General features: G+C 76.0%; 11 protein-coding genes. 5 read left to right on the forward strand and 6 right to left on the reverse strand.

Annotation, left to right across the window (positions count from 1 at the left end; genetic code table 11):
- Nucleotides 1–44 precede the first annotated feature (44 nt).
- Together Acit_RS07470 and Acit_RS07475 are read left to right on the forward strand one after the other, a co-directional pair.
- Nucleotides 45–782 (forward strand): MBL fold metallo-hydrolase, encoded by a 738-nt coding sequence (locus tag Acit_RS07470; RefSeq protein WP_376746028.1) that lies wholly within the window; start codon nucleotides 45–47, stop codon nucleotides 780–782.
- A gap of 4 nt (nucleotides 783–786) precedes the next feature.
- Nucleotides 787–2211 carry an NAD(P)/FAD-dependent oxidoreductase gene (locus Acit_RS07475; protein ID WP_248107570.1) on the forward strand — a complete coding sequence of 475 codons (1425 nt, stop codon included), beginning with the start codon at nucleotides 787–789 and terminating at the stop codon, nucleotides 2209–2211.
- Here the strand turns inward: Acit_RS07475 and Acit_RS07480 are convergent.
- Entirely contained in the window at nucleotides 2165–2833 is a 669-nt protein-coding gene (locus tag Acit_RS07480; protein WP_248107573.1) for a cytidylate kinase-like family protein, read from the reverse strand. The two genes, Acit_RS07475 and Acit_RS07480, sit on opposite strands and share 47 nt — an antisense overlap.
- A 149-nt stretch (nucleotides 2834–2982) precedes the next feature.
- On the opposite strand from Acit_RS07480, the gene Acit_RS07485 reads away from it, so the two are divergent.
- The 3 genes from Acit_RS07485 to Acit_RS07500 all read left to right on the forward strand — a co-directional run bounded on the left by Acit_RS07485 (nucleotide 2983) and on the right by Acit_RS07500 (nucleotide 7611).
- Nucleotides 2983–3519 carry a MarR family winged helix-turn-helix transcriptional regulator gene (locus Acit_RS07485; protein ID WP_248107576.1) on the forward strand — a complete coding sequence of 179 codons (537 nt, stop codon included), beginning with the start codon at nucleotides 2983–2985 and terminating at the stop codon, nucleotides 3517–3519.
- A complete protein-coding gene (locus Acit_RS07490) occupies nucleotides 3516–6422 on the forward strand; it encodes an MFS transporter (RefSeq protein WP_282436529.1) in 2907 nt (968 codons plus the stop codon). Before Acit_RS07485 ends, Acit_RS07490 begins: the two co-directional genes overlap by 4 nt.
- Nucleotides 6423–6537: 115 nt before the next feature.
- Nucleotides 6538–7611 carry a hypothetical protein gene (locus Acit_RS07500; protein ID WP_248107579.1) on the forward strand — a complete coding sequence of 358 codons (1074 nt, stop codon included), beginning with the start codon at nucleotides 6538–6540 and terminating at the stop codon, nucleotides 7609–7611.
- Here Acit_RS07500 and Acit_RS07505 read toward each other — a convergent pair.
- The 5 genes from Acit_RS07505 to Acit_RS07520 are packed head-to-tail and all read right to left on the reverse strand — an operon-like array spanning nucleotide 7503 to nucleotide 13315.
- A complete protein-coding gene (locus Acit_RS07505; protein ID WP_248107582.1) occupies nucleotides 7503–8501 on the reverse strand; it encodes an NADPH:quinone reductase in 999 nt (332 codons plus the stop codon). The two genes, Acit_RS07500 and Acit_RS07505, sit on opposite strands and share 109 nt — an antisense overlap.
- 53 nt (nucleotides 8502–8554) lie before the next feature.
- Nucleotides 8555–10012 (reverse strand): FGGY family carbohydrate kinase, encoded by a 1458-nt coding sequence (locus tag Acit_RS07510; RefSeq protein ID WP_248107583.1) that lies wholly within the window; start codon nucleotides 10010–10012, stop codon nucleotides 8555–8557.
- Complete coding sequence (locus tag Acit_RS13060) at nucleotides 10009–10263, reverse strand: FAD-linked oxidase C-terminal domain-containing protein (protein WP_282436530.1); 255 nt, start codon at nucleotides 10261–10263, stop codon at nucleotides 10009–10011. Before Acit_RS13060 ends, Acit_RS07510 begins: the two co-directional genes overlap by 4 nt.
- The gene (locus Acit_RS07515) at nucleotides 10230–11546 is read right to left on the reverse strand and encodes an FAD-binding oxidoreductase (protein WP_312710152.1); all 1317 of its coding nucleotides are present in this window, start codon (nucleotides 11544–11546) and stop codon (nucleotides 10230–10232) included. Before Acit_RS07515 ends, Acit_RS13060 begins: the two co-directional genes overlap by 34 nt.
- On the reverse strand, nucleotides 11543–13315 hold the full coding sequence (locus tag Acit_RS07520; protein ID WP_248107586.1) for a glycerol-3-phosphate dehydrogenase/oxidase: 1773 nt from the start codon (nucleotides 13313–13315) through the stop codon (nucleotides 11543–11545). The genes Acit_RS07515 and Acit_RS07520 overlap by 4 nt, the downstream gene beginning before the upstream one ends.
- Between the last annotated feature and the right edge of the window lie 68 nt (nucleotides 13316–13383).

Below are 13383 nucleotides of genomic sequence, written 5' to 3' on the forward strand. Positions count from 1 at the left end.
CGGTTTGCGTCGGGCCGTGGCCGGTGGCTCCCCCGGCCCCTACCATGGCCGGCGTGGCCGACGCCCCCGACGATCGCCTCTACTTCCGCCAGCTGCTGGCCGGCCGGGACCTGGCCGTCGGCGACCCCCTGGCGACGCAGATGGTGAACTTCGTCTACCTCATCGGGGACCGGGTGAGCGGGGAAGCGCTGGCGGTCGACCCGGCCTACGACCCCGAGGGGCTCCTGGCGGTCCTGGCTGCCGACGGCATGCGCCTGGTCGGCGTCCTCGCCACCCACTACCACCCGGACCACGTCGGGGGGGACCTCATGGGCCACCACGTGGCCGGCGTGGCCGAGCTGCTCGGCCTGGTCGACGTGCCGGTCCACCTCCAGGCCGAGGAGGTGCCCTGGGTCCAGCGGGTCACCGGCCTCGGGGCCAGCGAGCTCGTGGGCCACCGCTCGGGCGACCGGGTCCGGGTCGGCGACGTCGAGGTCGAGCTGGTCCACACCCCGGGCCACACGCCGGGCAGCCAGTGCTTCGCCGTGTCGGACCGCCTGGTGGCCGGGGACACCCTCTTCCTGGACGGCTGCGGCCGGACCGACCTGCCCGGCGGGGACCCCGAGGCCCTCTACGAGTCCCTGACCACCCGCCTGGCCCGCTTCGACGACGGCACCGTCCTCTACCCGGGCCACCGCTACTCGCCGGCCTCGGCCGCCACCCTGGGCTCGGTCCGGGAGCACAACGTCGTCTTCCGGGTCAAGGACCCGGCCCAGTGGCTGGCCATGTTCGGGGGCCGCTGACCCCATGCCCCCGCGCCCCCTCGAGGACCCCCAGGCCTGCGTCGCCGTCGTCGGCGCCGGCCTGGCCGGCCTGCGGGCCGCCGAGGCCCTTCGCCGGGAGGGCTACCGAGGCCGGCTGGTCCTCCTCGGCGACGAGGACCACCCCCCCTACGACCGTCCCCCGCTCTCCAAGGCCTACCTGGCCGGGAACCTGCCCCCCGAGCGTCTCGCCCTCCGCCCGCCGGAGAAGCTGGCCGAGCTCGACCTCGACCTCCAGCTGGGCCGTCGGGCGGCCGGGCTCGAGGCCTCGGACCACCGGCTCGTGCTCGAGGACGGGGAGGAGCTCGCTGCCGACGGTCTGGTGCTGGCCACCGGGGCCTTGCCCAAGACCTTCCCTCTGCCCCCGCTCCGGGGCCTCCATGTGCTCCGCCGGCCCGAGGATGCCGACCAGCTGGCCGCCGCACTCTTCGACCCGGCCCCCGCCGGAGCACCCGAGCGGCCCCGCCGGCTGGTCGTCCTCGGTGCGGGGTTCATCGGCTGCGAGGTGGCAGCCACCGTGCGGGAACGGGGGGGCGTGGCGGTGACCGTCGTCGACCCCTTGGCGGTCCCCCTCGGCCGGGTCCTGCCCGAGGCCTTCGGCCGGGCCCTCCAGGCAGTCCACGAGGCGAACGGGGTGCGCTTCCTGCTCGGCAAGGTGCCCCAGTCCCTCCTGACCGACCACGGCCGGCGTCTGCCCCTCGGGAGGCCGAGCACCCTGGTGGCGGCAGGACCCGCGCCGGCGGCCGCCGGCGCGAGCCCCGCCGGGGGCGGGTCGGCGCGGGCACCGCAGGGCCAGGAGCGGGTGCAAGCCGTCGTCCTCGACGACCAGGAGGTCGAGGCCGACGCGGTCCTGGTGGCCGTCGGGGTGGCGCCGGCCACCGGCTGGCTGGCCGGCTCGGGTCTCGAGCTCGACGACGGCCTGGTCCTCGACCCCGCCCTGCGGGCCGCCCCGGGGATCGTGGGCTGCGGCGACCTGGCCCGCTGGCCCCACCCCGACGGCCAGGGCCTCGTCCGCCTGGAGCACTGGACGAACGCCGCCGAGCAGGGCACCCAGGCCGCCCGGGCGCTGCTGGCCGAGGCTGCCGGCGCCGAGCCGCCCCCCTTCCAGACCGTGCCCTACGTCTGGTCGGACCAGTACGACCTGAAGATCCAGGTGCTGGGCTGGCCCGGGCCGGAGGACGAGCTGGTAGCCCTCCAAGGGTCCCTGGACCCCGAGGACCTGGTCGAGACCCGTCGGCTCCTGGCGGGGGTCGTCCGCCGAGGTCGGCTCCAGGGAGCCATCGGGATCGGCTTGCCGCGACCCCTCATGCTGCTCCGACCCCTGGTGCAGCGTGCTGCGCCCCTGGCCGAGGCGGTCGAGCTGCTCAGCCAGGGCGCTCCCGGCCCCCGCCCCGGTCGAGCCGCTCGCTGAGCGCGCGGAGCGCGGCGCAGCCCTGGGCGGCCGCCACCACCAGCTCCACGCAGGTCGCCAGAGGAAGCACCGTGGCGTCCAGCCAGAGGTGGTACAGCCGGGGGTCCTCGAGGTGGACGTGGTGCAGGCGCTGGACGTAGCGGTGCCGGGCCCCGTCGGTCTGGCGCTGGGCCCGCCGGGCCTCCTCCAGGCCGATGCCCAGCAGGTCGGCAGCCTGGGCCACCCGGCGTTCCACCGGCCCGTCGAGCCGGACGTGCAGGGCCCGAGGGTGATCGGCCAGGACCACCTGGGCCCCCCGGCCCAGGATCACCGCCCCGTGCTCCGCCACCTCGGCCAGGACGGCCGCCACGTGGCGCCGGTAGGCGTCCTCGTCGAGGGGACCGACGACCGGTCCCGGGAGACCCGTCCAGGCGGCCCCCATCGGCGCGAAGAACGCCAGCCAGTGGCTGGCCCCGCCGCTCAGCTCCCCCTCGACCGCCAGCACCTCCTCGGGGTCCTCCGCCAGCTGGGCCGCCACCGCCGCCGGGATGGCCCGGTCGACGAAGGCCACCCCCAGGCGCTCGGCCACCCGGGGTGCCACCAAGGCGCCGCCCGCGCCGTAGGCGGCCGAGATGGTGACCACGGGCGGGCCGCTCGGTGCCCAGCGCCGTGCCCCACCCCCAGAATGTTTCATCACACTATATAGTTTGCCCTATACTGATGGGCGTGGGACGACACAGGAAGGGAAGCGGGCCGCTGCCGGCCGGAGCCGGGGCGCTCGGCGCCCCAGAGGTGTCCACGGGGAGCGACGCAGCCGAGGCCGTCGCCGAGGCGTTGACCGCGCTGGCGGTCAACCTGGTCCGTCGCCTGCCCCGGGAGCTCAGCCTGACCTCCCTGGCCACCCTCGGGGACCTCCAGCGCTGCGGTCCCCAGCGGCTGACCCAGCTGGCCCAGCTCGAAGGGGTGGCCCAGCCCTCCATGACGGCCCTCGTGAGCCGTCTGGAAGAGGAGGGGCTGGTGGCCCGCAGCCCCGACCCGGCCGACGGGCGGGCCGTCCTGGTCGCCATCACGGCGGCGGGCGAGGCCCTCCTGGCCCGGCGACGCCACACCGGAACCCAACTGCTGGCAGCCCGGATCCGGGAACTGGCGCCCGCCGAGGCAGAGCGCCTGTCCGCCGCCCTCGGGGCCCTGGAGGATCTCGCCGAGATGGACCTCGCTCCCCGGCACCTGGTGGCCGTCCCCGGGGGAGCCCACCGCGCGGCGGGCACCGGGACGTCCCCACGACCTTTCTCGAACGACACCGACGACGAGGACAGGGAGGCGCGATGAGCACCACGACCACCGCCAGCCCGCCGGCGGGGCAGGCCCCGGGCGGCAGCACCTCCGGGGCCACCCATCCGGACCGCTACAAGTGGATCGCCCTCTCGAACACCACCCTGGGCATCCTCATGGCGACCATCAACTCCTCCATCATGCTGATCGCCATGCCCGACATCTTCCGGGGCATCCACCTGAACCCCCTGGTGCCCTCCAACACCAGCTACCTGCTCTGGCTCCTCATGGGGTTCATGGTGGTCACGGCCGTGCTGGTGGTCAGCTTCGGTCGCCTCGGCGACATGTACGGCCGGGTCCGCATGTACAACCTCGGCTTCGTCACCTTCACCTTCTTCTCGATCATGCTGTCGGTCACCTGGCTCTCGGGGACCACCGGGGCCCTGTGGCTCATCGTCATGCGGATCCTCCAGGGGGTCGGCGGCGCCTTCTTGATGGCCAACTCCTCGGCCATCCTCACCGACGCCTTCCCCGAGGACCAACGGGGCCTGGCCCTCGGCATCAACAACGTCGCCGGGATCGCCGGCTCGTTCATCGGCCTCATCCTCGGCGGCCTCCTCGGCCCGGTGAACTGGCACCTCGTCTTCATCGTCTCGGTGCCCTTCGGCCTCTTCGGGACGGTCTGGTCCTACCTGAAGCTCGAGGAGCGGGGCGTCCGGGTGCCCTCGACCATCGACTGGTGGGGCAACCTGACCTTCGCCGTCGGCCTCGTGGCCGTCCTCGTCGGCATCACCTACGGGATCATCCCCTACGGCCACTCCACCATGGGCTGGTCCAACCCCATGGTCATCGGCTGCCTGGCCGGCGGAGTCGTCGTCCTCATCCTCTTCGGCTACATCGAGACGAAGGTGGCCAACCCCATGTTCCGGCTGCCGCTCTTCCGCATCCGGGCCTTCGCCGCCGGGAACTTCGCCAGCCTCCTCGCCTCCCTGGGTCGAGGCGGCATGATGTTCATCCTCATCATCTGGCTCCAGGGCATCTGGCTGCCCCTCCACGGCTACAGCTTCAGCCAGACGCCCCTGTGGGCCGGCATCTACATGCTGCCCCTGACCGCCGGGTTCCTCGCTGCCGGTCCCATCTCCGGCTACCTCTCCGACCACTTCGGGGCCCGGCCCTTCGCCACCGGCGGCATGGTCGCCGCCGCGGTCAGCTTCCTGCTGCTGACGTTCCTGCCGATCAACTTCGGCTACGTCTGGTTCGCCCTGCTGCTGCTCCTGAACGGCCTGGCCATGGGCCTGTTCGCCTCGCCGAACCGTGCCGGCATCATGAACAGCCTCCCCCCCAACCAGCGCGGCGCCGGGGCGGGCATGGTGGCCACCTTCCAGAACTCCGCCATGGTCCTCTCCATCGGCATCTTCTTCACCCTCATCATCACCGGGCTGGCTGCCCGCCTCCCGGGCGAGATGTTCGCCGGCCTCGTCCACCAAGGCGTCCCGGCCAGCTCGGCGGCCAAGATCTCCCACCTGCCGCCCACGGCCACCGTCTTCGCCGCATTCCTCGGCTACAACCCGATCAAGAACCTGCTCGGTGGCTTGCTCCAGAAGCTGCCGGCCCAGCGGGCCGCCTACCTGACCGGGCGGTCCTTCTTCCCCCACCTCATCTCCCACGCCTTCGGCAACGGGCTCCACGAGGCCTTCTACTTCGCCCTGGCCGCCTGCGCGGTGGCCGCGGTGGCTTCCTGGCTGCGGGGTGGGAAGTACCACTACGTCGAGGGCGCTGAGCTCGGCGCGAAGGCGGCCCCGGCCGCCGCCAGCCCGAGCGAGCCGGTGACCGGGCCGGTGCCGGCCCTCGTCGGGGCCAGCACCGAGGCGGGCGGCAACGGCCACGCCGGCAACGGCCTGGGCGTGCTCGCCAGCACCAGCACGGGTGCGAGCCAGACCAACGGGACGAACGGGACCAACGGGAACGGCCACCGGGTCTCCGAACCGGCACCCCTCGGCGACTTGACGAGCGACCGCTTGCACAACGTTGCACACAAACTCCACAACGACCACGGCGGGTCGGCCACCACCTCGGGGACCGAGCCCGAACCGGGTGGCGCCGGCACGGTGGCCCTCGCGACCCGTGCTGGAACGGCATCGCGCGACACGAGCGAGATCCCGGCCGGCCCTCACGCCCGAGTCGCCCTGCCGGCCCTCGTCGGCCGGGTGGTCGGGGCGGATGGCGAGCCGATCGTGAGCGCCAGCGTGACGGTGGTCGACCCCGAGGGGCGAGAGGTCGCACGGCAGGCCAGCTCGGACGACGGGAGCTTCCTCCTCCAGGGCTTGCCGGCGGGTCGCCACACCGTGGTGGTGGCGGCCAGCGGCTTTGCCTCCCAGGTCAGTGCCCTGGAGCTGGGCAGCTACCGGGCGACCCTTGAGGTGGCCCTGCGGCCCTCGGGGGTCCTCTCCGGCTCGGTGCGCGACGTCAGCGCCACGAATGGCAAGAGTGGGGTGGCCGGTGCGCTGGTTGCTCTCGTGGGGGCCGAGGGGCGGGTCCTGGCCCGGACCACCACGGACGAGCGCGGCGGCTTCCGCTTCGAGGAGCTGGCGGCCGGCGACTACACGGTGGCGGTGACCGCGCCGGCTCGGGCGGCGGCGGCCACCACCGTGGTGCTGGCCCCCGGGGAGACCCGCGAGGTGGCGGTGGCCCTTGGTCCGGCCGGCCGTCTGGAGGGACGGGTGACCTTCGACGGTGGTCGGCCCTTGCCGGGGGCGCCGGTGCGGGTGCTCGACGCGCAAGGACGAGAACTGGCCCGGTCGGTCAGTGACGCCGAGGGTCGCTACCGGATCGCCGAGGTGCCCCCGGGCCGGGTCCGGGTGGTCGTCGACGGGCTCGGCCCCGCCAGCGTGGAGGCCGAGGTCGGCGTGAGCGACGAGGGCGCCCTCGGGGTCGACCTGGCTTTGCCCTGGCAGGGGTAGTCGCCCCCGAGGGGCCTGGACCTCGCCCTGGGCCCGTTGACAGTGCACCACCCCCTTGCTCTACTCATCGGTAGCGACCCGACGGACGGGGTCGGGCGCGAAGGGAGGAGCAGTGGTGGCGGTGATGGCGGGCGGGGAACCCGGGGAACGGGGCCCCCGAGACGATGGCGGGTGGGAGGTGCGGACTCGCCTGGCGAAGGTGGTCGGCCGGGGTCTGCTCGCTCGAGGCATCCAGGTGTCGGCGAGCCGGCAGGGCCGGCAGGTCGACCTGGCGCTCGGTGAGACATCGGGCGGTGAACCACTCCGGGTCCAGACGGTGGTCGGGCTGGGCGAGGGGGCGTTGCCGGCGCTCGGGGTGGGCGCCGGCCTGTTGGTCCAAGACGGTCGGCTGCACTGGGACGCCCCGGTGGGCGGGCGCGACGGGGCCGGTTGGGGCCTGCGCGACGTGCTGGCCGGCGCGAGCGACCGGTGGTGGGCTGCCCGAGCCGACGAAGAGGTGTCGACGGCGCTGGCCGACGGGCACGCACCGGCGGGGGGCGCGGGCTGGGCGGCCGTGTGGGGTCTGCTGGCCAGGGCAGCGGGGGCGGGCTCGGAGGCGGAGGCCCGGCGGTGGTTCGAGACGGTCGTGGCCCGACCCTGGTGCGGCGGCGAGCTGTGGCCCTCGGCCGACGGGGTCCCGCCTGGTCGGGCGGTCGGCTGGGAGGAGGCCCCGGCGGGGCCGGTCGGCACGGCCCGGGCCCTCCAGCGCCTCTACCGATGCCTGCTGGGGGTCCTGGCGGGACAGCACCCCGGTCCCTTGGCCCGGGGGACGCTCGTCCGGGCGATGCTGGCTCCCCCGGCGGGGGTGGCCCCCCCGGCCCGCGGGGGCGGACCAGGTGCGGGGGCCGGCATGGTGAGCGGGTGGCGGCTCCGGGCCGCCGGGGTGGTCTCGCCGCTGGCCTTCGGCTGCCAGGACCGGGAAGGGACGGTGGTGGGCCTTGCCGACCCGGTCGTCGACCTGGCGCTCGCCGTGGTGCTCGTGGGGCCCTGCGCCGCCGAGCGAGCCCTGGCCAGGCTCCGAGACGAGGTGGTGCGGACCCTCTACGACGAGCTGGTCGAGGACGGCTCGGCGTGGGGCAGGACGAGCACCTTGCCGACCGCCCCCGCCTCGACCGCGCGCTGGGCGTCGGCGACCTGGTCGAGGGTGTAGCGGTGGAGGGGCAAGGTGGTGAGGGCTTGGTCGTCGACGGCCCGGCGGACCCAGGCGAGGGCCGCGGCGAGGGCCGCCGGGCGGACCCCGTAGAGGAGGACGAAGGCGAGGGTGACGTTCGCGGTCATGCAGCGACGGACGGGGAGGACCGGGTCGGTGGGCTCGTTGGCGTAGACGGCGATGGTGGTGCCGGCGTCGCTGACCGCCAGGTCGAGCTCGAGGTTGGCCCCGAGGGCCAGCTCGACGATGCGGTCGACCCGGGGGGCCGCGGCCCGGACCTGCTCGACGGCGTCGGGGGCGCGGTAGAAGACGACGGCGTCGGCCCCGGCCCGGCGGGCCAGCTCGGCCTTCTCGTCGGTGCTGACGGTGGCCACGACCCGGGCCCCGGCGTGGCGGGCGAGCTCGATGGCGGCGTGGCCGACGGCACCGGCCCCCCCGGCGACGAGGACGGTGGCGCCCCGGAGCGCTGCGGGGTCCCCGCCGAGGCAGTGGGCGGCGGTGAGGGCCGGGACACCGAGGGAGGCCCCGAGCTCGAAGCTGGCGTGGTCAGGGAGCGGCACGGTGCGTTCGGCGGGCACGAGGCAGTACTCGGCGGCGGTGCCGTAGCGGTTGTTGGCGGCGGCCAGGTAGACCCAGACCCGCTGGCCGGGCTGGCGGTCGGTGACGCCGGGCCCGACGGCGTCGACGATCCCGGCCCCGTCCTGGTGGGGGACCTGGAAACCGTCGGGCGGGCCGGCGGTGCGGCCCGAACGGCTCTTCCAGTCGGTGGGGTTGACCCCCGAGCAGACCACCTTGACCCGGACCTGGCCCGGGCCGGGCTCGGGCGTGGGGATCTCCTCGACGCTGAGGACCGACGGGTCGCCGAGCTGGCGGTAGAGCGCGGCTCGCACCGGCGGGACCTCCTTTCGCTCGGGATGGTGGGATGAGGTGGGGTAGGGCGGTCCTAGAACTCGAGGGCGCTGAGCTCGGGCACGGTGGCCTCGGCCCGGGCCCGGGCGGCCAACCAGCGGGCCCGGCGCTCGGATCGCTGGGCCTCGGACAGGCGGGGCTCGACGAGGCGGGCGGGCCGGGCGCAGGCCTCGAGGTCCTGGGCGTCGGCCCAGGTGCCGACGGCGAGCCCGGCCAGGAAGGCCGCGCCCTGGGTGGTGGCCTCGAGCTCGGCGGCCACCGCCACGGGCCGGCCGATGCTGTCGGCGAGGGCCTGGAGGAAGGTGCCGTTCGCCGCCATGGCCCCGTCGACCCGCAGCTCGGGGACCCGGAGGCCGCTGTCGGCCTCCGCAGCCTCCAGCAGGTCGGCGCCGGCGTGGGCGACCCCCTCGAGGACCGCCCGGACCACCTGGGGTCGGCCGGTGCCCCGGGTGATGCCGAGGAGGAGGCCACGGGCCCCGTAGTCCCAGCGGGGGGTGGCCAGGCCGAAGAGGGCCGGGACGAACCAGAGGTCGCCGCTGTCGGGGCACTGGGCGGCGACCTGGTCGGCGGCCGCCGGGTCGGGCAGGAGGCCGAGGTCCTCGACCAGCCAGCTGACGCAGGCCCCGGCAGTCAGGAGGACCGCCTCGACCCCCCAGGTGTCCTGCCCCTGGCGGCGCCAGGCCACGATGGGCACGGTGCCCTGGGGGCCCAGGCGGGCGAAGGCCGGCCGGTCGGGCCCGACGCAGCAGTCCAGCATGGCCCCGGTGCCGAAGGTGGCCTTGGCGGTGCCGGGCCGCAGGCACCCTTGGCCAACCAGGGAGGCCTGCTGGTCACCGACCAGCCCGGCCAGAGGCGGGGCGCCGGGGAGGGCGGCGGCCGGGCCGAGGGCGCCGCTGGAGTCGACGATGCGGGGCAGCACCCCCGGGGGGATGCGGAGGGCCTCGAGGACCGTCCCGTCGAAGCCGCTGGCGTCGGGGGTGAGGAGCCCGCTGACCGCGGCGTTCGTGGCGTCGGTCACGTGGAGCTGGCCGGCCGAGAGGGTCCAGGCCACCCAGCTGTCGATGGTCCCGAAGCAGAGGTCAGCGTGCCGATCGGGGTCCACGGCGTCGAGGATGGCGGCGAGCTTCGTGGCCGACTCGCTGGGTCCGACCCGGATGCCCTGCTCGCGGAGGGCCAGGCAGGTCCCGACGGTCCGGAGGTCCTGCCAGCCGATGGCCGGGGCCACGGGCTGACCGCTCCGACGGTCCCAGACGACGGTCGTGGCCCGCTGGTTGGCCACCCCGACGGCCTCGACGGGGCCGGCCTCGGCCAAGGAGGCCTGGGCGGCCTCGAGGACGGCCCGGGCCAGGGCAGCGGCGTCGAACTCCACGAGACCCGGGGCGGGGCTGCTCGGCGGCATGGGCCGACGGACCACCGCGTCGAGGCGCCCGTCGGGCCGGACGACGGCGGTGCGGACCGAGGAGGTGCCGACGTCGACAACCAGGATGCTCACGGCTGCCTCCGGGGGCTCATGGGGTCGAAAGGGGCGTCGAGGTGCCGGCCGGGGGGCCAGGCCACCTCGCCGAAGGGCGAGGCCAGGCCGAGCTTGCCGGGGTTGCAGATCCCCCGTGGGTCGAGGGCCTGCTTCACCGCCTGGAGCAGCCCCAGGTCGACCCCGGGGGCGGCCCCGAGGAACTGGCCCCGGTGGAGGCCGACCCCGTGGTGGTGGCTCAGGGCCCCCCCGGCCCGGATGGTCTCGACCATGACGGCTTCCCAGCAGGCCTGGTAGTAGGCCTCGGCCCAGGCGTCCGGGTCGGCCGGGGGTGGGCCGAGCAGACCAGGGTGCCGGGCACGGTGGCCACCGCGTCCCGGGCGGCCTGGTAGAGAGCGGGGAGGGCGGCCCAGGGGGCGGCGACCTCCACGGTGTCGACCACCAGGCCGGCCTGCACCAGGGGCACGAGGGCCGAGACGTCGTTGCGGCTGGCCAGCCAGTGCTCGACCCACGCCGGGTCGCCCGGCTGGCCCCCGGCCGCCCCCACCGCTTGGTCGAGCAGGGCAGCGGTGGCCTCGAGCAGGGCCGGCTCGGCCTCGTCGAGGACGACCAGGCAGGCCTCTTCCGGGTCGACCTGCTCGGCACCGAAGTGGCGGGCCGACTCGGCCGGGTCGTAGAGCCGCAGGACCGCCGGGGTGGCCCCGGCGCGCAGCGCCAGCCGGCAGGCCTCGAGGCCAGCGGCGAACCCGGGCAGGCGGTAGGCCCGGCGCAGCTCGGCAGCGGGCCGGGGCCGGAGCTGGAGCTGGAGGCTGGCCAGGACCCCCAGGGTGCCCTCGGACCCGACGAACAGCTGGAGCAGGTCCGGGCCGAGGGCGGCCCGGGGCCCGTGGCCCCCGAGGCGGCTGACCCGGCCGTCGGGGAGGACCACGGTGGCCCCCCGGACCAGGTCGGCCAGGGTGCCGTAGCGGGTCGAGGCCTGGCCGGCTCCCCGGCAGGCGGCCCAGCCCCCGACCGTCGAGATGGCCAGCGACTGGGGCCAGTGGCCGAGGACCAGGCCGGCGCCCTCGAGGGCCTCGACGAGGTCCGGGCCGCTGGTCCCGGCCCACACCTCGGCAAGGAGGGAGCGCTCGTCGAGGTCCTGCACCCCTTGCAGCCCCCGGAGGTCCAGGGCCACACCCCCGAAGACCGGCACGGCACCCCCGCAGACCCCCGAGCGGCCCCCGGCCGGGGTGAGGGGCACCCGGGCGTCGTGGCAGACGGCCATCACCCCGGCGACCTCCTCCAGGGTTCGGGGCCGGGCCACCACCTCGGGCAGGGCGGGCACGAGGCCCGCCACGGCCCAGCGGACCGCCAGGGGCCACCAGTCGCGCCCCGCCTCGGCCCGGGCCTCGGGCGCGTCGTCGACCTGGTCGCAGGCCTCGGCCAGCCGGCGCCGCACCGGCCCGGGCACCGGGACCCGGGGGGCCACCAGGCGCTCGGCCGGGAGCTGCCCGGGGCCGCCCAGCGGTGGCAGCTGGCCGACCTGGGCGGCGGCGGCGCCCCGCTCGCCGGTCACCGGGCACCCCCGGTGGGGGACGCCGTGTCCTGCGTCGCGGGCCCCGGCCGGCTGGCCTCCACGCCGGCGAGCGCCCGTGCCAGCTCGGCCCGGATGGCCGCCGCGCTGGCACGGGCCTCGTCGAGGAGCTCCTCGATCGGCCGTCCCTGGGCCTCGGCCAGGAGCCGAGCGACGTCTTCGGCGACCGCCGCGGCCTGCTCGGCCCGGCGGAGCCGGAGGCGGGTCCGGCGGGTGAGGACGTCCTCGACGGTCAGGGCCATCTCCTGGCGGGCCGCCCAGAGCACCTCGACCCGCCGGTCCGGCAGGCCCGGAACGAGGGGTTCGAGCAGCTCGGGCCGCCCCTCGGCGAGGGCCAGGACGGCCGGGGCCTCGCTGCCGTAGCGGCTGTGGAGGTGGCGGGTCAGGGGATCGGCCTCGGGGCCCGGCCGGGGGCTGGCGGCCCGGAGGCGCAAGCGGCGGGTCGGGCAGCGGCGGACCCCGGGGGGCGCGGCCGGGCCCAGGCGGCGGACCACGAGGTCGACGGTGTCCTCGGCCATCTGCCGGTAGGTGGTGAGCTTGCCGCCGGTGACCGTGACGACCCCCGAGGGGGCCAGGAGAACCCGGTGGCGGCGGGAGAGATCCGCAGTCCGGGCCGCCTTGGCCGCCGCCCGCCGTCCGCCGGGGGCCCCGCCCTGCTCGGGGGCGAGGAGGGGCCGGACCCCGGCCCACACCCCGGTGACGTCGCCCGGGCCGACCTCGGCGGTGGTGGCCTCCTGAAGGGCCGAGAGCAGGTACTCGACGTCCTCGGGTTCGCAGGCCGCGTCGTCGAGGGGACCGTCGTAGGCGGTGTCGGTGGTCCCGACGTAGGTGTCGGCCCCGTCGGGGAAGGGCACCACGAAGATGGTCCGCCGGTCGCCGGGCACCGGCAGGACAGCGGCCGCCTTCGCTGGCAGGCGCTCGGCCGGCAGGGTGAGGTGGACGCCCTTGGCCGGCCGGGTGGTCCGGGGATGGGTGCCCTCGTCGAGGGCCCGCACGTCGTCGGCCCAGGCGCCCGTGGCGTTCACCACCACGCTCGCCCGGACCTCGAGCTCGCCCCGCTCGCCGGGTCCCCGCAGGGCCAGGGTGGCGCCGCAGGCCGCCCCGGTCTCGTCGTGGCGGATGGCCACCGCCTCGCAGTAGTTCGCCACGGTCGCCCCGAAGTCGCAGGCCGCGGTCCGGGCCAGGCTGAGGGCCAAGCGGGCGTCGTCGGCCGTGGCGTCGTAGTAGAGGAAACCGGCCACCAGGCGGTCGGGGCGGAGGCTCGGCAGGAGGGCCTGGGCCTCGTCGGCGCCGACCCGCCGGTGGACCTTGCCGATGCGGATCCCGCCGGCGAGGTCGTAGAGCCACAGGGCGGTCCCGATGGCCCGGCGGACCGAGGCGCTCACCACCCCGCCCCGGCCGAAGAGGGGGATGAGGAAGGTGAGCGGCTGGACCAGGTGCGGGGCGTTGCGCAGGAGCCGCTGGCGTTCCCGGAGGGCCTCGGCGACCAGCCCCAGGTCCCCTTGCTGGAGGTAGCGCAGGCCGCCGTGGACCAGCTTCGAGGAGCGCGACGAGGTGCCCCAGGCGAAGTCCCGGCGCTCCACCAAGGCGGTGCGCAGGCCCCGGGCCGCCGCGTCCAGCGCGACCCCGCAGCCGGTCACGCCCCCGCCGACGACCAGCACGTCGAAGGGCTGCTCGGCCAGCCGTCGGAGGGCCTGGGCGCGGTCGAAGCCCGAGCTGGGCGGCGGGGGAGCGACAGGAGTAGGTGCCACGACCCCAGCCTCCCACAGCCGGGCCGCCCCGCCCCAGTGCCCCGGCCCCCTTGTCGACAACGAGTGTC

Source organism: Aciditerrimonas ferrireducens (genome assembly GCF_023130475.1).
Taxonomy (GTDB): domain Bacteria; phylum Actinomycetota; class Acidimicrobiia; order Acidimicrobiales; family UBA8190; genus Aciditerrimonas; species Aciditerrimonas ferrireducens.